Origin of the sequence: Gorillibacterium timonense (genome assembly GCF_001457415.1) — a bacterium.
Lineage (GTDB): Bacteria > Bacillota > Bacilli > Paenibacillales > NBRC-103111 > Gorillibacterium > Gorillibacterium timonense.
Genome location: NZ_LN881724.1, coordinates 20,577 through 43,021 on the forward strand (window position 1 = coordinate 20,577; position 22,445 = coordinate 43,021).

The 22,445-nt window shown below is 46.7% G+C and carries 22 protein-coding genes; 17 read left to right on the forward strand and 5 right to left on the reverse strand.

Going from position 1 to position 22,445, the window contains the following annotated elements; translation table 11 throughout:
* Positions 1-91 precede the first annotated feature (91 nt).
* Positions 92-643 carry a histidine phosphatase family protein gene (locus tag BN2684_RS12915; protein WP_082651945.1) on the forward strand — a complete coding sequence of 184 codons (552 nt, stop codon included), beginning with the start codon at positions 92-94 and terminating at the stop codon, positions 641-643.
* Positions 644-1,369: 726 nt separating this feature from the next.
* Here the strand turns inward: BN2684_RS12915 and BN2684_RS12920 are convergent.
* Complete coding sequence (locus BN2684_RS12920) at positions 1,370-2,215, reverse strand: SDR family oxidoreductase (RefSeq protein ID WP_058302601.1); 846 nt, start codon at positions 2,213-2,215, stop codon at positions 1,370-1,372.
* 94 nt (positions 2,216-2,309) lie between these two features.
* Between BN2684_RS12920 and BN2684_RS12925 the strand changes: the two genes are divergently transcribed.
* A complete protein-coding gene (locus BN2684_RS12925; protein WP_058302602.1) occupies positions 2,310-2,723 on the forward strand; it encodes a MerR family transcriptional regulator in 414 nt (137 codons plus the stop codon).
* A gap of 57 nt (positions 2,724-2,780) precedes the next feature.
* Here BN2684_RS12925 and BN2684_RS12930 read toward each other — a convergent pair whose 3' ends face one another.
* The gene (locus BN2684_RS12930) at positions 2,781-3,698 is read right to left on the reverse strand and encodes an aminoglycoside phosphotransferase family protein (RefSeq protein ID WP_058302603.1); all 918 of its coding nucleotides are present in this window, start codon (positions 3,696-3,698) and stop codon (positions 2,781-2,783) included.
* 435 nt (positions 3,699-4,133) lie between these two features.
* On the opposite strand from BN2684_RS12930, the gene BN2684_RS12935 reads away from it, so the two are divergent.
* The 3 genes from BN2684_RS12935 to BN2684_RS12945 are packed head-to-tail and all read left to right on the forward strand — an operon-like array spanning position 4,134 to position 7,156.
* Positions 4,134-5,393, forward strand: coding sequence for a phosphotransferase enzyme family protein (locus tag BN2684_RS12935; protein ID WP_058302604.1), 1,260 nt, complete (start codon positions 4,134-4,136; stop codon positions 5,391-5,393).
* Between the two features lie 13 nt (positions 5,394-5,406).
* Positions 5,407-6,654, forward strand: a complete 1,248-nt coding sequence (locus BN2684_RS12940; protein WP_058302605.1) for a class-III pyridoxal-phosphate-dependent aminotransferase — start codon at positions 5,407-5,409, stop codon at positions 6,652-6,654.
* A 43-nt stretch (positions 6,655-6,697) separates the two neighbouring features.
* Positions 6,698-7,156 (forward strand): GtrA family protein, encoded by a 459-nt coding sequence (locus BN2684_RS12945; RefSeq protein WP_058302606.1) that lies wholly within the window; start codon positions 6,698-6,700, stop codon positions 7,154-7,156.
* On the opposite strand, the gene BN2684_RS12950 is transcribed toward BN2684_RS12945, so the two are convergent.
* Positions 7,146-8,159 (reverse strand): zinc-dependent alcohol dehydrogenase, encoded by a 1,014-nt coding sequence (locus BN2684_RS12950; protein WP_058302607.1) that lies wholly within the window; start codon positions 8,157-8,159, stop codon positions 7,146-7,148. The two genes, BN2684_RS12945 and BN2684_RS12950, sit on opposite strands and share 11 nt — an antisense overlap.
* Entirely contained in the window at positions 8,137-9,498 is a 1,362-nt protein-coding gene (locus tag BN2684_RS12955) for a helix-turn-helix transcriptional regulator (protein ID WP_058302608.1), read from the reverse strand. Before BN2684_RS12955 ends, BN2684_RS12950 begins: the two co-directional genes overlap by 23 nt.
* Positions 9,499-9,928: 430 nt before the next feature.
* Here BN2684_RS12955 and BN2684_RS12960 point away from each other — a divergent pair, with 430 nt between their 5' ends.
* The 3 genes from BN2684_RS12960 to BN2684_RS12970 all read left to right on the forward strand — a co-directional run bounded on the left by BN2684_RS12960 (position 9,929) and on the right by BN2684_RS12970 (position 11,246).
* Entirely contained in the window at positions 9,929-10,318 is a 390-nt protein-coding gene (locus BN2684_RS12960; RefSeq protein ID WP_058302609.1) for a DoxX family protein, read from the forward strand.
* Between the two features lie 223 nt (positions 10,319-10,541).
* On the forward strand, positions 10,542-10,811 hold the full coding sequence (locus BN2684_RS12965) for a metal-sensitive transcriptional regulator (RefSeq protein ID WP_058302610.1): 270 nt from the start codon (positions 10,542-10,544) through the stop codon (positions 10,809-10,811).
* 66 nt (positions 10,812-10,877) lie between these two features.
* On the forward strand, positions 10,878-11,246 hold the full coding sequence (locus BN2684_RS12970; protein WP_234340237.1) for a rhodanese-like domain-containing protein: 369 nt from the start codon (positions 10,878-10,880) through the stop codon (positions 11,244-11,246).
* Between the two features lie 109 nt (positions 11,247-11,355).
* Here the strand turns inward: BN2684_RS12970 and BN2684_RS12975 are convergent, their stop codons facing one another.
* Positions 11,356-11,808: a GNAT family N-acetyltransferase gene (locus tag BN2684_RS12975; RefSeq protein WP_082651948.1), complete on the reverse strand. Its 453-nt coding sequence runs from the start codon at positions 11,806-11,808 to the stop codon at positions 11,356-11,358.
* Between the two features lie 282 nt (positions 11,809-12,090).
* Here BN2684_RS12975 and BN2684_RS24535 point away from each other — a divergent pair, with 282 nt between their 5' ends.
* From BN2684_RS24535 to BN2684_RS13015, 9 genes are all read left to right on the forward strand, one after another.
* On the forward strand, positions 12,091-12,228 hold the full coding sequence (locus tag BN2684_RS24535; protein ID WP_159065797.1) for a hypothetical protein: 138 nt from the start codon (positions 12,091-12,093) through the stop codon (positions 12,226-12,228).
* 724 nt (positions 12,229-12,952) lie between these two features.
* Positions 12,953-14,935 carry a S9 family peptidase gene (locus tag BN2684_RS12980; protein WP_058302612.1) on the forward strand — a complete coding sequence of 661 codons (1,983 nt, stop codon included), beginning with the start codon at positions 12,953-12,955 and terminating at the stop codon, positions 14,933-14,935.
* A gap of 85 nt (positions 14,936-15,020) precedes the next feature.
* Complete coding sequence (locus BN2684_RS12985) at positions 15,021-15,497, forward strand: MarR family transcriptional regulator (protein WP_058302613.1); 477 nt, start codon at positions 15,021-15,023, stop codon at positions 15,495-15,497.
* Between the two features lie 158 nt (positions 15,498-15,655).
* Positions 15,656-16,852 (forward strand): sensor histidine kinase, encoded by a 1,197-nt coding sequence (locus BN2684_RS12990; RefSeq protein WP_058302614.1) that lies wholly within the window; start codon positions 15,656-15,658, stop codon positions 16,850-16,852.
* Complete coding sequence (locus BN2684_RS12995; protein ID WP_058302615.1) at positions 16,849-17,502, forward strand: response regulator; 654 nt, start codon at positions 16,849-16,851, stop codon at positions 17,500-17,502. Before BN2684_RS12990 ends, BN2684_RS12995 begins: the two co-directional genes overlap by 4 nt.
* 189 nt (positions 17,503-17,691) lie before the next feature.
* Positions 17,692-19,554: an LTA synthase family protein gene (locus BN2684_RS13000; RefSeq protein WP_058302616.1), complete on the forward strand. Its 1,863-nt coding sequence runs from the start codon at positions 17,692-17,694 to the stop codon at positions 19,552-19,554.
* 350 nt (positions 19,555-19,904) lie between these two features.
* Positions 19,905-20,501 carry a TetR/AcrR family transcriptional regulator gene (locus tag BN2684_RS13005; RefSeq protein ID WP_058302617.1) on the forward strand — a complete coding sequence of 199 codons (597 nt, stop codon included), beginning with the start codon at positions 19,905-19,907 and terminating at the stop codon, positions 20,499-20,501.
* A complete protein-coding gene (locus BN2684_RS13010) occupies positions 20,498-21,526 on the forward strand; it encodes an aminopeptidase (RefSeq protein WP_058302618.1) in 1,029 nt (342 codons plus the stop codon). Before BN2684_RS13005 ends, BN2684_RS13010 begins: the two co-directional genes overlap by 4 nt.
* 284 nt (positions 21,527-21,810) lie before the next feature.
* The gene (locus BN2684_RS13015) at positions 21,811-22,200 is read left to right on the forward strand and encodes a DoxX family protein (RefSeq protein WP_058302619.1); all 390 of its coding nucleotides are present in this window, start codon (positions 21,811-21,813) and stop codon (positions 22,198-22,200) included.
* The last annotated feature ends 245 nt before the right edge of the window (positions 22,201-22,445 follow it).

A 22,445-nucleotide genomic window follows, 5' to 3' on the forward strand; every position in this document is an offset into this window, starting at 1 on the left:
TACAAGAACGTTATCTGAAATCTCCGAGTACAAAACCTAAAATCTTCAACTTCTTCCAAATTGGGAAATTCAATAATATGGGGATGATTCTTTGAATTTATATGTAGCCAGACATGGTCAGACTGAATGGAATTCTGAAAACCGAGTTTGTGGAATAACTGAGGTGCAATTGACTGATAGAGGCATTGAACAAGCTAAAGAATTATCAAAAATAATAATTGAAAAGCAAATAGATATCATAATTTCTTCTCCATTGAGTAGAGCAATAAAGACAGCAGAAATAATATCTAGAGAAATTTGTAAAGACATACTGATTGATAACAGGTTAATTGAACAGAACTACGGGGTATTTGAAGGTGTGATTCGAGATCGTGAAGACTTTCAAATAGCAAAGAAGCATTTTCCTAGTAGACTATCTGGAGGCGAGTCACTTTTACAAGTAGCACAAAGAATTTATAACTTACTTGATGAAATCAAAGAAAAATACATAAAACAGAATGTTCTGATTATTACTCATGGTGGTGTCTGTAGAATTATTAATACTTATTTTAATGAACAATTGAATGAAGAGTTTTATAAATTCCACTTAGGAAATTGTGATTTGAAAGAATACCATTTTGGCGAATATCAATTAAGAGATTGACAGTATTTCAGGAGGTCGGAGACTTCATATAACACCGTATTCACGCGGCGGGCCAAGCGGCTCTTGGTCTGCAAGAAGCTTTTCGGTGGAGTAGAATCAGCAGACAACCCTGCACTTGCTAAGTCCGTCGGACCCGGGGCTAACGCCCCTTAAGCCAGTGAGGGTTCGTGAATACAACAAACGTTATCCGAAACTGATTAAATAATATTTTGAAGGACGTATAAAAGGATGAGTGATTAATGGATGATCAATCGATAATTTATCATCACCTGCAAAGGATATCAGACCAGTTGTTGTTGAGTATAAAGAAATAATCTATGGAAATTAAGGAATCGTAGAGGACCGTCAATTATTCTTATTCCGTTATGAAGACAACATATGGAAATTAGTAATGATCGCTGACTGGTGGTAGTCATAAAGGCCGGCCAGAATTACAGCGGATCAATAATATCTAATGGCTTCGCCCTTTGTTTTCAGAGGGCGAAGCCATTAGTCGTTGTGGGGATTATAACGGACAGCTTGTGCCTAACGACGAGCATGGAAGGACAATTGCAAAGTAACTGCATGAAGAAAGGAAGAGACCGTGATATTAGGAATGATCACTGTGAAGCATCCGTGTCGGGGCTTTTAGGACATCGATTTACTTTTTCAAAACCCATTCTCCCACATGCATGCAACTGTTCTAGCTCAGAAGCAGCCATTAATGGCTTTTGGTACAATCCTTTTTTATGCAAAATAATGTCCTGCTTCGAGATCCGCGATCAATCCGGGCTGCACCGGTTTCCAGCTCAGAAGCTCCCGTGTTGCCAGACTCGCTTGCGCAGTGTTGTACAAGCTTGTGATGTCGAATGACGCAATGGTGCCAAGAAAGCCGAAATGGGTGGTTGCTTCATCAGGTGTTATGCTGACCGCCGGCACGTTCAATTGCCGCCCGATGACAGCGGCGATCTCGCGGAGCGGAATGCCTTCATCGTCGGCGCCAAGCAGTCGTGAGCCCGAGGGGGCGGATTCCAGTGCCAGGCGGTACAGAACCGCCGCATCCAGGCGGTGAACCGCCGGCCAGCGGTTCGTTCCGTCGCCGATGTAGGCGGCGAAGCCCTTCGCCCGAGCGATGTTGATCATCATGGGCACGAATCCCTTATCGCCTTCGCCGTGTACGGACGGTGCAAGCGAGACGATCGATGTCCGAATCCCCCGCTCTGCCATTGCGAGCACTGCATGATCTACAGTATGTCCATTTGCGTGAGCCGTGGTAATGAACGGCTTCCCGGAGCCTTCGAGCGCCGCACCTATGACTTCAACGGCCCGCAAATCCAGAGCTAGCGCACCTTCAAAGTCGGAAAAATCGTTGGTGAACGCCAGATGAATCACGCCGTCGGCAGCCGCGGCAGCGCTGCCCAGAGTATCGAGATCGTTCAGCGCGCCGTACACCACTTCGGCTCCCGCCACCTTTAATCCCGCGGCTTTCTCTTCAGAACGACAAAGACCCGATACGGTATGCCCCGAGCCGATCAGTTCCTGGACGACTGCGGAACCGACATACCCGGTTGCTCCTGTAACAAAAACATGCATAAGGATATCCTCCTTCATGAGTTGACTGCTTGATCCTGTTAAGCATAAACTATGAAGTGAACTCTAGGGCAAGTGGTCCAAAGGAGAAATGATCATGAAAATTCAGGAATTGGCGGACAAGATGGGATTAACGATCCATACGATCCGCTTTTATGAAAAGGAAGGCTTGCTGGATGATCGGCATGTCCGGCGAGAACGCAACAATTACCGTACCTATTCGGAAGAGGCTATCGAGCGGTTGAAGCTCATCAAGAAGTTTCAGTCCATCGGCTGTTCGCTGGCTGAACTGAAGGAAGTTCTGCAGGACCACGACGCCAATGCGCACACGAACCTGCAGATTATTGATTGGATTCGCGGCAAGAAAAAGGAGATCGAACGCAAGAAGGATGAATACGACCAAATGCTGGACACCCTAAACAAGATGCTGGAGTATCGGACGCTGCTCATGGACGATCCGCAAAAAGCTCAAGAGATGCTAATGAATTGGCATACCAGCACATCCAATTAAACTGTTTTGAATCTTCCCCGTTAGTCCATGCGCAATGGGCTATTTTTGTTCCGGGCTTTAAGGGGCTTCTCCATTTTTCTGAATGATTAGATCAATCTGACGAATAAAATCCTCTGCAAGTTCAAGCTGTTTAGATGCAAATTCCAAATCTCCGTTGCCTGCAAGGGCGAAATCCAGATTACCTAATGTGGACATGAGTGTACGTGCGGTAATAGCAAATCCAAAGGCTTCTAGATCGGATCCATTGTTTAATTGGCTCAATATGTACATGAAGGTTGGCTCCTGAACTCCGTTGAATAATGCAAGATTGCCGACATAGGAAGCCAGATCCCAATATGCAGGCATCCGTGATAGATCTTCAAAGTCCGACCAGATCCAACCCTCAGGGCTGGGGAGTAAGTTTCTTGTGTGGGCATCTCCATGACATGGGATTAGCAAGCTTGTTTCGAGACGCATCTGTCGATCCACTTTTACGAACACCTTTAACAGTGCCTGTATGCGCGGATCGGGATGGTTCATCAATCGTTTAGCCGAATGACATGTCCGCTCCCAAACGCCAAGTAGAGGGATTTCGCCTGAGAAGTATTTCATACCTAATGAAAGGGCGTTTACTAACTCAACGGCCTCGCTTGGTGAGGGAGGTTTTAATGGTGTGTGTGGGACATACTTCCAGAATGTCATCCATGTGCCACCAATATCGTGTGGCCCTGCATCCAAATGGTCAGATGGTAATAATGCAGGTATGCCCTTGGATTGAAGGTGATGGGCTACCCTTAACTCACGATCAAGGGTCTTGTAGGCATAGTCTGCATCTTCTTTTGATAGGACAGTGGCTATTCGGGCAACAATGGGATGCGGATCCAAGTGAATGATCAGGTTGCCACCATTACTAAGCTCGATAGGTGTGATTTGATATAATCCAGCCTTCTCTGCTAGTATTAGCACTTCCGAAATAAGCTTTTCTTTATCCGACACCAAAACAGCTCCTTAACTACCAAGTATAAAAATATCTTAGCACCATGGCTGTATGACTGATAGGTACAAAACCTTTAACAATCAATTGTCTTCCAGGAACAAATCATTATGAAAATACTTTTTTTGGCTTAAAAAAGTGCGAGCATGACCATGTCCTGGAGTGCGCTGTAGGATTAAGTTCACGCTAAGAGCCGCGAGAAGCTCAGGTATTCTCTCCTGGGAATCCCGTGGCTTTTTTCTGCGTTTTCGATTATTGACATTTATGTGTTACATATTATTACGCAATTCGTTATAGAATATTACCATAAAATCAGCTTGGAAGTTTACATCTTCCCATTTTCATGTATGAAAAAGTGAAGTAATATAATTTTTAAAGTTAATGCTAACGGGAAGAGTCAAGTATATGTGCGTTATAGCCCGGAGATGAGGTGACATATGAAAACACAGCATACAGGTAAATTTCGAGAATTAACCTTTGAACAACAGGTCGACCATGTCAAACAGGTAGGAAGACGTGCTTTATTGAAATGGGGATACCCCGAACATGCTACCATGAAGTTATTAAACTTCACAGAGAATGCAACATTTTCCGTGGAAGCAGCAGGAAAACCAAAAATCATTATGCGTGTTCATAGACTGGATTATGCAGAAGAAGAAACCATCCTTACCGAGTTGCAGTGGATCATGGATTTGAAAAAAGAGACCGATATCCATCTGGCCGATCCTATTTCCTCAGAAGCAGGAAACTATGTGGAGGCAATTGAAACTCCGGAATATAGGGAAACAAGATACGTTGTATGCTTTTCATTTCTAGAAGGCCGTGCACCTGTAGATAGCAGTGATGACAACAAAGCGGTCGGAGAGATGATTCGCAAAATTGATAAAATCCCGGATAAGATTACGATTCCTTTATTTAAATTTGCAGCGGGTATTTACGCAAAAGTGGGAAAGCTGCAAAGAAAGTCCTCCATGAACGATATGGATCGCAGACTCTTTTTTGAGGTTGGGATGATTGCCGGGAAAATTCATGCACAGTCAAAAAAGTGGGAGCAGCCTGCTTATTATAAAAGAATGGAGTGGGATTTCGAGGGCACTTTTGGAGTAGAATGGAATAATTTTTATGGAGAAAGTTACCGCTCTAGAGAATGGCTAACCGTTTCTGAAATCGCAGCTCTGGATCGTTGTGTGGAAATGACAAAAAGCCGGTTGGAGTCCTATGGGAAATCCCCGGACCGATATGGAATGATCCATAGTGATTTACGGGCAGCCAATCTTTTGAAGAATGGCAATGCGATCGGTGTGCTGGATTTTGATGACTGCGGCAAGGGCTGGTACATGTATGAAATTGCAGGCGCCGTAGCATTAATCGAGCATAGGCCTGATTTGGAAGAGATCATTCAAGAGATCATAAAGGGCTATGAATCTGTCTTGCCCATCTCCAATGAAGATAAAGAAGAAATTTGGACGTTCATTATGATGAGAAGAATCGGAATGCTGCAAAGCTTAATATGCCGGATCAGTTCGGTTATGCCTGGCGACGGAGAAGCCGTCGAGCTTACCCCAGAAATCCTTGCTTTTTATGCCAAGGGAACGGTTATTCTAGCCAAAGAGTATATGAAAAAATATAAGAAAAAAGCATTGCCCGTATCCGGTGCGGTTTTTACAAGACCAACATTGCAGAACATCCACAAATAAGGGAGGACTTCAAATGAGTAAGGCACATCAAATTTATGAAGAAGCGTATGAAATGTGGAACCCCAATAAAGTGGATACCTTTCGAGGATATGGCATAGAGCTTTCCATGGGGGAAAGGGCCGGCAGCATTTTTAAAGACTTGGACGGGAATGAATTCATTAATATGCATTCCAACGGCGGAGTCTTTAATTTGGGCCACCGAAACGAAGAAGTCAAAGAAGCTTTGATAAAAGGCGCAGAATTGGTGGATGCAGGGAATCATTATTTCCCATCTGAATATAAGAATGAATTGTGTAATGCACTCTTGAAAGTGTCACCCGGCAATATGAAGTATGTGTATATGCTAAATGGTGGCAGTGAGGCCAATGACGCAGCGATCAAATTTGCCAGGAGAGCGACCAAAAGAACCCGAGTCATCGCACTTGATTGTGCCTTTCATGGTTCAACGGGAATTTCGATGCAGGCTGGCTATGAAAGTATGGCCGAATTTTTTAATATGAAGCCGAATCCGGAGCACTATACGCATATCCCGTATAATGACCTGGAAAGCTTGGAAGAAGTATTGAAATTAAACGATACGGCGTGTGTCATCATCGAGACCATTCCGGCTACAGCAGGTTTTCCTATGCCGATTGAAGGCTATCATAAGGGCGTTCAGGATTTGGCGCATAAATATGGGGCTATGTATATCGCCGATGAAGTGCAAACCGGCCTCATGCGAAGTGGTCAGATGTGGTGCGTAAGTAAATTCGGCGCGACACCTGACATCATTGTAACGGGCAAAGGACTTTCCGGCGGTTATTATCCAATGTCAGCCGTCATTATGTCGGAAGAAGCCGGAGCATGGTTGAAGGAAGACGGATTTGCCCATGTCTCCTCTTTTAATGCATCCGAGTTGGGTTGTATTGTAGCATCGAAGGCTATGGAAATTACATCTAGACCCTCTACACAAGAGAATGTAGATAGGCTGACGGCTCTGTTTGCAAAAGGACTTGCTGACATGAAGGCGAAGTACCCTGAATTTATTACCGAAATCAGGCAGTGTGGAGTGATTATGGGGATCAAAACCTCTCATCCCATGGGCGGGGCTGCTCTTATGGGATCGCTAATAAGAAATGGTGTCTGGGCGGTGATGGCGAACTTTGACAAGTCCGCGTTGCAGTTTAAACCAGGCTTGTTAATGAAAGAGGAAACGGCGAGGGAAGTGTTGGTCCGGTTAGACAAAGCTATACACGACATGAAAGTGGCTTTACCCCTATAACCTGATCATGCCCGTATCCGTTTGCGGAAGAAAGGAGATTCGCATGGTAAATAAAGCAAGAACAGAGTTGTTCAGAACGGTTAAGTATTTTGGAATCGCAGCTTCTGCCGGCGTCATTCAAATGCTGATGTTTACACTGCTTGATCAATTTACCCATTGGTCCTATTGGTTATGTTACGTAACCGCGCTGGTGATCTCTGTCTTGTGGAATTTTACCTTGAATAGAGAGTTTACTTTTAAAGCAAACAATAATATTTCAATAGCCATGACGAAGGTAGCCGTGTATTATGCTATTTTTACACCGGTCACTACGATAATGGGTGATCATTTGGTAGAGGTTCTTTCTTGGAATCCCTATCTTGTAACTTTCATTAGCTTATTAGTAAATGGCGTTACTGAATTTTTGTACCAACGGTTTTTTGTATTTGGAAAATCAGTTGACGGCAAATTAAATGTTTCCCGTAAAAAGTTGGATGCTGCTGCATCAACGATCAGTCATTAATCGTTAAGCCTATTCGCGGATAATGAAATTTTTGCTCTACATCGAAGGCAGTGAGAGAATCCTTCATTGGAAATTCTAAATGGATTAAGGGATGCAAGTCTAATGAATGAAGAATAGCCAGGGTTTCGACAAGTTCCTTTTTTGTGTATAAAAAGGAACTTGTTATTTTTATGTTCATAAGGAAAAACTTAATCGAATTAATCGAAAAATCGATCGTTAGGTCATAATACACCATGAGCATGATCGTACCGCCTCTGGCAACTAAGTCTGTGGAGACCGAAAGCCATTCCGGATGACTGGAGGTTAGAACAACCGACTGAAATCCAATGAAATCCGACAATTTCATCAGTTCGGTTTTATAGGTATCTTCGCGAGGATCTACTACAAAATCGGCCCCAAGCTGTCTGGCCAATTTTTGGTTTACTTCTTTAGGCTCTACAAGGGTAACCGTTTTGGCTCCTGCCTGTTTGGCAAGCTGAAGCAGCACTAATCCATTAAAATCACCGCCAAAAATGCAAATATTCTCTCCTTTTTTGATAGCCGCTTTGCGGAAGGCATGATAAACAACGGCTACGGGCTCCAATAGACAACCTATGGAAAAGGGCATATCGTCTGGAATGGGTACAAGCTGATTCTTATCCCAAACGATATAATCACAGATCGTGCCGGCATTCGAGGTTATTTCCAGGCAGTTGTTTTCTTCTTCCTTCTCACAATAGGCACATTTCCCGCAAAATTTAGCGACCGTACCCGATACATGCTGGCCAATGTAGAAGCCGTCTTTTTTTGCCGCAGATCCCAAGTCTACAATGATACCGGACATTTCATATCCGGCCAAACCGTTTTTGGCATAAAAGTCCCATGTTCGATACACTCGAAGATCTTGTATGCCAATGGTGCTATACATCACCTTAATTTTCACGTCATTTTCAGATAAAAGCTGGGGGTCCTCTATTTCTTTAAAGGCTAAAATACCATTTTTATATTTCCATAAGGCCCGCATAATTTTGATTGAAGTCCTCCTTATTTTCTCTTAATAAACGGAATTCAAGTGCAGAAAAGCCGGTCGTTTTGCGGAAGGTCTTAATAAAATAACCCGTATCACTAAATCCGACAGAAGAGGCAATATGATAGACTTTTTCATTCGTAAAAAGAAGCAGATACTTCGCTTCTTGCATTCTTAGGATGTGAAGGCACTCTGCGATTGTCCGATGAAACTGGCTTTTGAAAAGCCGATTTACGTAAATTTTATTCAGCCCTAGCTTGTTTGCGATGCCATCAAGCGAAATCGTTGTTTGGTATTCATTATAGAGCGTTAGTATGCATTGTTTTACCGTATCTTGTTGCATAGAAGAGGGGGACTCTATCGGGATAAAAAGTTTCGATTCAAGCAGCCAGGCCAGTTCTTGTTCAATACAAGGGAATCGGAAATCAATGCGTTCCTTGAAAAACAAGGAGTATACGATTTGTAAGTGCATGCGGATATATTCCAGAACCGAACGATCATAGCTTGCCTTAATGGTGTGTATATAGATATCCTGCAAAATATGCTTGGCTGATTCTATATCAAGGTCTAAGAGATTGGTCAACAATAATATAAACTGATTTTTCAGATCATTCCGCGTAGGCGTAATGACGGGATGTTGTAAGGTTTGGAGGCTTTTGCTGTCACCCTGTATGAAATAGAGGAGCGGAATTCGATCTACCATTTCCTCAAAGGTAGCCTGCAGGTTTTTCCAGGAGATGTTTTCTTTGTAAAATAAAGCGGTCTGCTGCCCCAAAATTTGAAAGATGAGGGAAGAAAGCTGGGTATAATGAAACTCTTTTTTGATTTGAGAACGGTTCATATAGAAGATAGCAATCGAACCTGACGTATGAAGCAAATGCAGATTACAGAATGGAGCCGTTTTTTCAATCAGGGTATGGCAAGTGGTACTATCCAGCATATCCGTCTCATGAAAAGTCCTTATTACAAGAATATGATAAGAATCCGGCTGGATCATAACCGAGTGCGTTCCATTCCAGTTAACCGTAATCTTCGTATTCCGATTTTGTAAGGAAGACGAGTGTCGTTGTCTTATATGGTCGATAATTTCATGAAACAGTTCTTTGCTAAGGGTATCCTTGTCCAGCAAAAATAGATTATCCTTTCTTGGATAGTCAAGATCGGCTTCATGACAGATGAGAAGAACATGAAAGGGCCAATTGTATTGATACATCTGATCGAGAATATCTTCAAAAGGTAAGAAGAGGGAAGTGTCTACGATTGCAATATCGGAATGTGTTTCACGAAAAGCATCAACGGCATCCATGCTGAAGGGAACAATATGAATCCGGAACAAGGAGGGATCCTCCAGCATTTCATAGATTTTTTTCAACAGAATTCTGTTTTCCGAAATTAGAACAACGTGGTACAAAAAATCACCTGCGATTCTTTTTTAGAGCGTGTCTTCAAACTCGGCTATCCCATGAGTTTGAAGACATAGACACACTCTAGATGAATTTTTATCATTCCCTACATCCTTTATTCGACAAGAGAGCTTATTTTCCTTGATTGAGATCATCGGCGGATCAGCCGCGGGATGATCTCCGATCACCGTGCCTCGGAACCAGGCGGCTGCTGCGTTCACTTCGGTGCTGGTCAAGCGGTGGCCATTCGACTCCCAATGGATGGTCACGTTGTAAGTAGCTTGACAAAAGTAAGTGTACCACATTATAATTCAAACATAAAGTAATAAGCTAAATAAAAGTAAGCTTATAGGAGGAATAACAATGATGGATTTGGGGCTTTTGTTAATTCGTTTGGTGATTGGGGTCAGCTTTATTGGACATGGTACACAAAAGCTGTTCGGGTGGTTTGGAGGCTACGGGCCGAAGGGAACCGGCGGCTGGATGGAGTCGATCGGGATTAAGCCGGGGGTATTGATGGCGGTGTTGGCCGGTTTGGCCGAACTCGCAGGTGGATTGCTTTTTGCAGTGGGCTTACTTACACCTGTCGCGGCCGCTTTGATCGTCCTTACCATGCTGGGGGCTATGGTGAAAGTTCACCTCCCTAACGGTTACTGGGTAGACAAAGGCGGCATTGAGTATCCTTTCGTGCTTGTGGTGGTGGCCATCGCCATCGCCTTGATCGGGCCAGGAGCCTATGCGATTGGATTCTGATGATAGCTGGCGGCGACCGTTCTTCGGTATCTACCGAAGAACGGTCGCCTATTCTTTTTTCGAGCAGATCATGGTTGTTCGCAGATTGGGGGTTGTTAACACGGTTTCATTCGCCTATAATACCCATAGGGGTATTGGTATAGAGCAAAGATGTGCCCCATTCATTCATAATCTCTAGCTACGCCGGAACGGGACCCGGATATCGGCAAAGGAGCATGCGACAATGGAGTCTCACTATACCGAACCCATGAAAACACGCCTAAAAAAAATCGAAGGCCAAATTCGGGGGATTCTTCGTCTGATGGAGGAAGGAAAGCCGTGCAAAGAGGTTGTCGCGCAGCTTTCGGCTGTCCGTAACGCTTCCGATAAAGCCATTGCGCAGATCGTGGCGGAGAACCTGCAGAAATGCATCCGGGATGAGCAGGAGACCGGCGGGCAAGACACCGGCAAGATCGTCCAAGAGGCCGTCGACCTCATCGTGAAGAGTCGTTAATAGAAAGGACTTCCCTTGATGTTCCTGATGATCCTCTTATCTTTTATAGCTGGAGCCATTTTTCTGTTGGGCTTACGCGGGTTTTGGCCTGTGCCTTCCCTTCGTTATGTGAAGAGGGAGGAGGGGCTGGAGATCTCGCATACGAATGCAAATGCCAAGCTGCTCGATGTCCGGGATGCCTTTGACTACGAGAAGGGACACGTCCCGGGATCCATTAACATTTCCTTGGGACGTCTACCTTACGTGTGGGAGAAGGAGCTTTCTCCGGATGATAAGGTCGTCATCTTGGCCGGAAGTCGTTATCAAAGCAATCGGGCTGCCCGTATTCTGCATAGGCGCGGCTTTCGGCAGCTGTATGCGGTTCGCTGTTTCTTGCCTCCAAGCCCATGCCAAGAGCGGAAGGGGTTCTCGAAGGCGGAATGCCGAGGCTGTTAGCCCGATTCGATGGGCAACTTATACGATGAAGAACTTCGCGAGCCAATCAAAAGGGCCGTCCTAACAGCAATCAGGACTGCCCTTTTTTGATGGCCAAGCGAGGCTCTTCCTACTCGATTTTCAGAAGGCGAATGATTTCCCCATCGACGATTTCTTCACTAACCTTGGAAAAGCCTAAGGACTCATATAATCTCTCTGCCACTTGATTGTTGGGCCGATGTCCGATCATGATTTTTTTACAAGCGGAGAGATTCAGCCTCATCCATTCCATCAACCGCTCCATTGCTGCTCTGCCGTAGCCCTTTCCTTGATGCTTTTCGTCGATCATGATCGCCGGAATCCAGTGATTGCCATCCTTATCGGGCTGCAGACAAAAGACGAGAAACCCGACAAGCTCTTCTTCCGAGTAAATAGCGCGCACTTCAAACTCATCCACATATTTCGATTCGGCAATCCAATACACGACCGGTGCAGGAAAGACATCAAGCTGCTCCGTTTTTACCTTAAGCTGGGTACAGGCATACCAATTCTCAATCGACACGGGCTTCAATGAAATAACCATAGCCAATTCCTCCTTCATTCTTTTCGCAGAGGAATTTGTCCTCTACGATTACTGCGTAACCTTTCGCACGTCCACCACAACTCGGATGTTTTTCATACCCCATCACTCCTCTCGGAAAATGAAATTCCATTCTCAGAAAATGAAACTTCAGTACGTTATTCGTTTTCCCATCGTTCCTTCCTTTCTTGTGACCGATCACTAGCATGCGGAAAGATTGACTTTACTGGATATTTCCAAGTGGTTTAGCTGCCAGCAACAATCTCTTGGGAAAGGGGGGAGCGAATGGACGATGTAAACACCGGTGAGGTGCTGCCGGAGGAGCTACTGAACGAAGTCCTCCGGCAGGCAAGCTGCGGTATGTCCCGCTGCAACCGGAAAAGAAAGCCTGGGAAGAAACCGGCAACGCTGCTTTTTTATTAATTTCTATCACCATTAATTTAAACTATCCAAGAAGGCTAATTTCCTCTGAATATAAGTTCGAGTGGCCTTAGTATTAATCGTGTTCATGTACCTATGAACTTCTTTGTTCTCATTTATATCAGGAATATATAAATCTGTTTTGACTCCTAATTCTTTTAAGCGGTTATAATAATCTTCAGCTTGATCTGGAAATGACCCCGTGTTTCCATCAGTTATAAAAGTCGGTGGGAAATTACTCGATCTGAACCAGGACTTGTCTAAATAAAAGCAGCTGGAGCTGCCTATAGCAGAGGCAATGGACAGACCTGTAGGAAGTGCATATGCGCTTCCTACAGGTCTGCTTTCGTTGAAAAAGTCACGGACTTCTGCATAGGGTAATGGTCATATACTTTTCACTCGCTGTAGATATGAAGGGAAAATTTCGATCCACATATTCGTGTTTATTGGATAAATGCTCGGTACACCTAAACGGTGTATTTTTTTTGCATATAATCCTCCTTAACCCTTTTCACATACTACCTCATACTGTTTATAGAATAGGATGAACACTAGTTTACTGAAGTTGCAGAACGATTCGTAGAGTGAGCTGTGCACGATCGGATTTGCAACACTTGACACCACATCGTTACACCAATAATATTAATTCATATAATTTCAATCGGAATTATGAATCATTACTTCGATGAAATCCGCGATGCAACAGGAAAAGAGAGGAGAGGGTTCAATGAACGGTCAATCAAAAGTAATCGCAGAGGATATCTATCATTATACTTGGGTGCTAGATCCGGTTGTATGCCCCGTCTCCAATACGATTGCCTATGTCGAGAGAAGCATAGATCGGCAGACGGACGATTATCGCTCTCATATCCGCATCGTATCGCTGGATGGCGGAGAATCAACTTCGTTTACATACGGGCCAAAGGATGGATCGCCGGCATGGTCGCGCGATGGCAGTGCGCTGCTGTTTATTCGCACCGCTTCACAGGGACAGCAGGTGTGGTCGATCCCGAGGACTGGCGGTGAAGCGCGGCAGCTTACTTCCGCCGAACAAGGCGTAATCCGTTACGCATTGTCTCCTGACGGAAGGTATTTAGCGTACACGTCCAAAACGAAAGTACCAGCAAGCACCGGTTCTTCTTCAGCCGAGGGTCAAGAGGGACCCTGGCAGGTCATTCAGCGGACAAAGCCGCGAGCGGAGGGAGTCGGATTATGGGACGGCTCCTTCGAACATCTCTATGTCGTCGATCTGACGAATGGGCAGGTGAAGCCTCTGGTCACGGGAAAGGTGATTGTTTCGCAGCCTGAATGGTCCCCGGATTCGCAGAAGGTATTGTTTCCGGCCAAGTTCTGGGAGGATGACGGTTCGGACCCTGACAAAAACCCGTTTCAAGATGTCTATTCAGCGACAATTGGCGGCGATGGGATCGGAGTTGTCAAGGAGACGAGTTCCGATCTGTTCATCCGCAGCGCGGAATACGATCATGAAGGAGCCTCGATTCTTTGCCTTGGCAATAATCGAGCCTACCATAGCGGGACCCAGGACAGTTTATACCACATCGCTTTAGAGAACGGCGAGCGCATCGAGTTGACAACGAATTTCGACAGACAGTTGGGCAGCTTTACGTTAAATGATACCTTGCCCGCTCATTCCGGCGGATTCCCGCTGGCGGGACCGGATGGTGCGTATTCATTGGTGATGGAGGAAGGCAGCGTTCATGTGTACCGGTTTGATGGGCAAGGGAAGCCTCAACGCTGCACCTCGGACGATATGCATGTCTATCAGTACGCCTTTTCCGGAGAGGGTCGTTATTTGGTAGTGGCTGCCGCGACGGCGTATCATCCGGGTGATTTGTACCGCATTGATCTACAGTCCAAAGAGACGATTCGCCTGACGGCAGTGAATGAGGAATTTCTTCGCGGAAAGGATCTTGCCGTACCACAGGAATTGTGGGTGGAGCGAAGCGGCTTCCGGCTTCAGGGCTGGGTTGTGAAACCGAAGAATGCGTCGGGAGCGCGTTCTGTTCCGACTGTCTTGTTTATACACGGCGGGCCGCATGCGATGTATGCGACATCGTACAACCACGAATTTCAAATGCACGCAGCCGAGGGAATGGCTGTTATCTATATGAATCCGCGCGGAAGCTTTGGTTATGGACAGTCATTCGCCAAAGCAAGCATGGGAGATGTCGGCGGAGAGGATTACAAGGATCTTATGTTCTTTCTGGATGCCGCGCTGCAGCTTCATCCGGAGCTTGATCCCGCGAGATTAGGCCTGACCGGCGGGAGCTATGGCGGCTTCATGACCAACTGGATCCTTGGCCGCAACCCGCGCTTTCGCGCGGCGGTTACTCATCGTTCGATTTCCAACTGGCTATCCTTATATGGCACCTCCGATATCGGATTCGAGTATACGGAAACGGAGGTCGGCGGTACGCCATGGGACAACTATGCTTATCTGTGGGAACGCTCGCCGCTTCCGTATATCAAGAATATCGAGACACCGCTGCTCATCGTTCATGCCGAACAGGATTATCGATGCCCGATTGAGCAGGCGGAGCAGCTGTATCTGGGGCTGAAGCGACTTAACAAGACGGTGGAAATGATTCGGTTCCCCCTATCGAATCACGGCATGCTGAAGAGCGGAAAACCATCGTTCCGCAGAGAAAGCTGGAGCCGCACATTGGCCTGGTTGAAGGACTATCTTTAGAGGAGCATTCTTGCATTAAATGGTTTATGGGTATAAACTAATTGCTGTGCAGATGTCGATAGTCTTATAGAGATGAGGAATGGGTATGGATAACACCAAATTATCTCAAGCAATCGATCTCTTTAAAGAGGTATTGATGAGCGGGATTGCCTTAATTCTTGAAGAAATCAGCCATCAGAACAACTCTTGTTTATCGAAAGAGCAATTCGAGCTGTTAACGATTCTGGATAAGCATGGTCCATTTACACCGGGGAATCTTGCCCAGATGCAGGGGGTTCACAAAAGTGCAATTTCGAATCGATTGAACCGTTTGCTGCAGAAGGATCTGGTCGAGTGGCATCAGTCGCAGGAAGGCAGAGATAAACGGTTTAAATTAATTCGATTGACCGAAAAAGGCAAGCAGCAGATCGCCCATGCCCATGAGCAGATTCTTCGTTTGTTGAGTACGGCGCTGGTTGACTTGGACGATGGCCGGCAAATGGATAGTTTTATTGCCATCATGGCCCAAGTTAACGAAAAGCTGCAGCGAAAAGACAAGGGATTTGGTTTGGCGCATGAATGATCTTGGCGGGTCTGCCCGAAAGGGCAAAAGCTCGCGCCCTTTTGGACGATGCCGGAAAATCGCGTGGTACTTATGATACAGATGTGCAGACGATACGGACTTGGATAGATTCCCATGAAAGAGGTAAATCTTGATCATGAAAGCAAGGGGGTGGCCGATTGAACGAGAAGAAGGATGGACTGCAGACCATCCATGAGCTTTTTGCTTCCAGGCTGCCGATTCTCATCTGGGTGTCGCTGGTCTATGCGGCAACGGTTGTGCTTCAGTATTTGAAGGAGCCCTTGATCTTGCCCAGCATCGTTTTTACTGGTTTATTTACGGTTCATGTCTTGCTCTATTGGTCCTCCCATCGGGTCACGCAGAAGCAGTTCTGGTTCTATTATTCCGCTCAAGCCATTTTAATCTATTTGTGCGCGATCTTGATGCCGAGAGGGTATCAAGCGGTTCTGATCGGTCTTCTGCCTGTTTTGATCGCCCATAGCCTCGGCTTTTCGTTTCGGACCAAGCGGGTCGTGTTTGTCGCCCTTATCAGCATTGTCATTTTTTTTGATTCTGCCCTGACCGTCGGGGATACCGATGAGCTTGTTCTGTTTCTTCCGCTATTTATTCTGATGCTGATCATTGTGCTGGCCTATGCGATTCTGTTCTTTCAGCAGGTTCGCGAGCGTATTCGCATCCAGAGTTATCTGCGGGATCTGCAGGAAGCCCATCGGAAGGTAGAAGAGCTGACCCTGGCCAATGAACGCCAGCGTATGGCCCGGGATTTACATGATACGCTTGCGCAAGGGGTCGCAGGCTTGATCATGCGGCTGGAAGCCGCGGATGCGCACATGTCACAAGGACGGGTGGAGCGGGCCCACGACATTGTGAAGCAGTCCATGCAGCAGGCGCGCACGACATTGGCTGAAGCGCGAAGAGCGATTGACAATCTGCGGGCGAAATCGGCATCCGAGATCGATTTCAAAGAGGCGATTGAGGATGAGGTGCAGCATTTCCGAGATGCGACCGGCATTGAGGTATCCCTTGACCTTGATCTTCACAGACGCTTGTCCAGGGTGCTGATGGAGCATAGCTTGCACATGGTGGCGGAGTGCCTCACCAACATCGCCCGGCATGCCAAAGCCAACAAGGCGTGGGTAACGGTATCCGACCGGAACGAGCGGTTATGGATCGAGATCCGAGACAACGGAGTAGGATTCAACACGGACGAGATTGGCATCGATACCGGCCATTACGGGCTGCTGGGAATGAAGGAGCGGGTAAGATTGATTGGCGGAGAGATGGAGGCGAGCAGCACTTCGGAAGGGACAAGTATAAAGATTAAGACATCCATCATTGAGGGAGAGCCTACATGAGCGTTTATAACATCCTGATCGTAGACGATCACTTTGTCGTCCGGGAAGGCTTGAAGCTGATCCTGGAAACGAGCGAACAATTTAAGGTTGTTGGTGAAGCCGGTAACGGAGGAGAGGCGCTGCGCCTCATTGATGAATTGCAGCCGGATGTGATTCTGATGGATTTGAACATGCCGATCATGAGCGGGCTGGAGGCCATGAAGCAGCTTAAGGAGCGCAACTGCTCGATTCCGGTCATCATTTTGACGACGTATAATGAAGACGAATTGATGATAAATGGCTTGGCATTGGGGGCAAGAGGCTTCTTGCTAAAGGATACCAATCGGGACGATTTATTCCGAAACATCGAGTCGGCAGTGAGAGGGGAGACGTTGCTGTCCGCAGATCTGATGGAGCGGGTAATAGCCGCGAGGGAGGAGCAGAAGGCTGTAAGACCAGCCGGAGGCGAGCGTTCCTTACTGACCGACAAAGAAACCCTCATCCTGCAGTTTGTCGCCCGAGGGTTTAAAAGCAAAGAAATCGCCTTTGATGTGGGAATCTCCGAGCGAACGGTGAAGGCACACTTAACGAGCATTTATAATAAGCTGGGGGTGGATTCGCGTTCCCAGGCGGTGGCAATCGCGTTGGAGCAAGGGATTTTGAATCTGTAGAAGGTCATGCGAAAGCTTCTTATCGCATGTCTTTTGCCCGTACGGGCACTGACACCCGTCCCTTCGGACGATGGCGATTTTTGTTCTTAGCTGTAAGATTAGAGAATATAGGTATGGCTAGGGTTGGGAAGCGCAGGTATAATTGGGGATGCTTCCTGATTAGTTTGGGAGAATCGAGGAACCGAGTGTATGAAGAGAGTACCGGATTTGCGAAACAAACCTCTTATCCTGTTCAGTTTTATTTTACTCCTGAAGTGTGCGGTAGCTTGGTATGTGGTGTTCGATGAGAGATTGAATTGGGGCATGGTGCTGACGGAAATTCCGTTCTTTATGATCGTGTTCAGCCTGATTGAATGGTTTGCAACCAAACGCAAAATTTTGTACTACATGGTGGCGAATCTCCTTATTTCGCTCATCTATTTCGCTGTTCTGATGTATTACAAGTACTATGGCGTTATTGCCACCTATCATGCTCTGCAGCAGGTCGATAAGGTCACCAAGGTCGGGGAAAGCACGTACTCGTTGATTGCGCCGTATTACCTGTTTATTTTCGTGGACATCGTTTTCTTCCTATTCTTTATGCTCCGTCCGAAATATGTAGCTAGATGGAGGGAAAGAGGCTTTATCCGCATGAACCGCAAGGTGCTGATTGCGATCACCTCCGTCTCTCTCGGGCTCTGCCTGTTCAATGTCTGGCCCAACCATGCCAGCATGAATGAGATCAAGAAAGCGGAGAGCATGGGCATTCTGAATTACGAGGTGTACACGCTGCTTGCGGATACCACCGAAGAGGAAGCCATCATCGACTCCAAGGAAATCTCGCAGCAGGCCGTAGATGAGCTGAAGGGTGTTGAAACCTCGGCCTCCCCGAATTATTATGGCGTGGATAAGGGAAAAAATCTCATTATCGTCCAGATGGAATCGATGCAAAATTTCCTGATTGGGCTAACGGTCGGAGGACAAGAGATCACGCCGAATCTAAACAAGCTGGTTAAGGAAAACACGTATTTCAATAATTTCTATACCAATGCGGGCCAAGGAACCACATCCGATGCCGAGTTTGTGGTCAACACTTCTTTTTATGTACCCAAGAATGAGCCGGCGACCTCTTCCGCTTATATGAACAAAGCGGTGCCGAGTCTGCCGAGGCTGTTGTCTGATAGCGCGGGATATTACACGGCGACCTTTCATACCAATAGTGTGGATTTCTGGAACCGCAAAGCGATGTACCAAGCGATTGACTTTGACGCTTATTATGATCAGGCATTCTTCGGAGACGAGGATCATGTGGCCTTCGGTTCCTCCGATGAGGTGCTGTTCAACAAGGCGGTGCCGGAGCTGACTCGACTAGATGCCCAGACTCAGCCCTTCTACGCCATGGTCATCTCCATGAGCGCTCATCACCCGTTCCGTATTCCGGAAGAGAAATACAAGATGACCCTTCCAGAGGAATACGAGGGAACGCTGCTTGGAGACTACCTTCGCGCCCAGAACTATGCGGATTACGCGTTGGGGGAATTTGTGGATCAGTTGAAACAAAACGGACTGTGGGAGGATAGCGTGGTCCTCTTCTATGGCGACCACCAGGGCTTGCCGATGTATACATTGGACGGAGAAGAGAAGGACTTGATGCAGGATCTGATCGGCCATGAATACGGCTATACCGATATGTTCAACATTCCGTTTATCGTCCATTCGCCAAGCGGTCGGCTTCCTGCGGTTATGAACGGAACGGGCGGGCAAATCGATATCCTGCCGACGGCCGCACATTTGCTGGGCGTTTCCACGGACAATCAGCTGCATTTCGGTCAGGATCTGTTCAGTCAAGAGAGCAACCTGATTCCGCTCCGGCATTTCCTGCCGACCGGCTCCTTCATCAACGATCAGAGCATTTACGTGACCGGGGATGAATATGCCGACGGAAGCAACTACAGCCTGGACGACAATCACCTCATCGAAGGCGGCTCAACGGAAGCGCAGTTTCATTCGGTGCAGCGGCTGCTTCAACTGTCGAACAGTTACCTCCTGCAGCTGCCAGACCAGAACGAATAAGGATGATTCCCGCCATCATTTTGGCCGCCAGGCTGTACCAGTATATCGGAACGCCCAAGGCCAAGGATCTGGTATGGGCGAAGCTGGAGCGCGAGATTAGCTGAATCGGTAACTTTTATTCGTAAGTGAACCGGTACCGGTGAAAGTTCAACTTGCACTATCCATCGATCAAAAAAGACGCTTCCGTGAGGGAGTGTCAGAGTGTCGAGAACCCTGTGTCTTTTTCAAGACGCAGGGTTTCTTTTCGTTTTTCGATAGCTTCCCTTGACATGGGTAACATGGGATGATATTTTAATTGATAATAATCTCAATGATAATTTTCTCAATGAACTGTTTGTGAGGTGATACCTGTGACCAAGCGCGAGGAGCAAAAGGAACAGCGCCGGAATGACATCCTAAATGCGGCCCTAGACTTGTTTGTGAAGAATGGCTACGGTGCAACAAGAATCGTGGATATTGTTGAGCGAGCCACGATCAGCATGGGGCTTCTGTTTCATTACTTCGGATCGAAGGAACAGCTTTACCATGAGCTTATCCGAAAAGGATACGACACCATCAACTTTGATCTGACGGGTGAAGGCTCACCGATGACGATATTCGGGGGGATCGCGGAGAGGATTTTTAAACAACTGGAGGAGGAGCCCAATACCGGAAAGCTATTTGTTTTGTTAGGCGAGGCTCTGCGCAACGACAGCATCCCGGCAGCCTCAAAAGAGCTGATGGCTCATATCCATTTGGTCGATCGAAGCGTCCCGCTTATCGAAAAGGGACAGGCTTTAGGAGAAATCCGACAAGGCGATTCCTTGGCGTTAGCCCTCGTCTTTTGGGATGCGATTCAAGGGATAGCCGAACGGGTCGCCGTCAACCCTGAGATGCCTTCGCCCGAAGTAAACTGGATCCTTGCGATTTTGAGAAAGGAATCAAGTCAAGAAGGAGAAAAGCCATGAACCAAGCACTCATTGCCAACCTGGTGAAAAGCATGGAATTTAGGAGAGGAGATACGGTTTTAGTTCAGCTGTGGGGTGAAAACGAACATATCGAAACCCTTGATCACTTCTGCATGGCGATAGCTTCATTAGGGGCTACACCAATCAAGCTGCAGCACTCCAGATTGTTTTATAAGCGTATTTTTGAATGTGTACCGGAAGACGTTGAACTATACTCCGAAGCCTTTATTCGGACACTTGAGCCCGTGACGGCTGTGCTTGATTTAATGGCTTACCAGCCGGCCGTTCCCCATCCTGAATTTCCGATCGATCGAATGAATCCTTACAGGAGCTACATGAGAAGGCTCATGATGTCCTTGTCCGTAAAGGAAACCTTCGTCCAGCTTCGCCTTCCTGCTGAAGAGATGGCCCTCGAATCGGGAATCGAGTTCAAGAAGTTTCGTGACATGCTGGAAAATGCGTATGCTGTAGATTATGACGAATTGAAGAACCAATGTGAAACAACCACCCATCGGTTTAAAGAGGCGAAAGCCATTGAAATCGTGACGGGTAACCGCTATACGTTAACGTTTTCAGTGGAGGGCAGGAGCTGGTATCAAGATGCTGGAAATGGTGATTTTCCCTCTGGTGAAATCTACATTGCGCCTCTAGAAACATCAGCCAGCGGAAGGTTGTACATGAAAGAGGCTTTCTTTGAGGGCGTTCCGTATCAGGAGCTTCTTTTGGAGTTTCAAGAAGGGATTCTCACCTCTACCAATCATGATAAGCTCAATCAAGTCATCGAACAACTGCCACAAAGGGCAACTGTTTTATGCGAGTTCGGCATTGGCTTGAACAAGAATGTTGGCGAACTTACAGGCTTTCTTGTTTTTGATGAAAAGGCATTTGGCACCTGCCATATCGGGCTTGGAATGAACAGCATGTTTGGGGGGAACAACCCTTGCGCGTTCCATACCGATATCGTGTTTAAAGGCGATGTCTCCATGGATGGCGAACCGATCATCTCAAATGGTGAATTGATCTAGCTAGGAGTGTGAGAGTTCACTCACCATGGCTTACGAGCAGCCCCAGATTTCACCGATTCATAAGAGCTGTCCCAAAGGGGCGGCTTTTTCTTGTGGAAACAAAAGCATCGCTTTCTGAGCAAAGGGCCATGATGGGTGGACGCCGGTCGGTTGTTAGGGTTGCGTTCTTTGTTCAAAAAAGAACTTTTATTAGTTACTTGACAAAAGTAAGTACAGAGCCGTATAATCCATTCATAAAGTAATTAGCTAAATAAAAGTAAGTTAAATTAGAGGAGGAAACAAACATGATGGATTTGGGGCTTTTGCTGATTCGATTGGTGATCGGGGTCAGCTTTATGGGACATGGTGCGCAGAAGCTGTTCGGATGGTTTGGGGGCTACGGCCCGAAGGGAACCGGCGGTTGGATGGAGTCGATCGGAATTAAACCGGGGGTATTGATGGCGGTCTTGGCCGGTTTGGCTGAACTCGCGGGCGGGTTGCTTTTTGCAGTGGGTCTGTTAACGCCTGTTGCGGCAGCACTGATCGTCCTTACTATGCTGGGCGCTATGGTGAAGGTTCACCTCCCCAATGGCTATTGGGTAGACAAAGGCGGCATTGAGTATCCTTTCGTGCTTGTGGTGGTGGCCATCGCCGTCGCTTTGATCGGCCCGGGCGCCTATGCGATTGTGTTCTAATGGATCAGAAGCAATCGATTTAAGCAGAGCAGTTCCAGGATGATTCCATAGATGATCAAAAAAGACGCTTCCCGCGAGGGAGCGTCTTGCTTTTATTGTTGGAACGTATGTTCGTTTTGTGGGGCAATTCAACTAAGGAGTGCTTTATTCGATTTTCATATTATTAGTATAAATGAGCCTCAAAGATAAGTCTATCTCTTTCTGGAAAATTGCTCTATAGTGTTGAATACCTGGCCGGGAAGCTT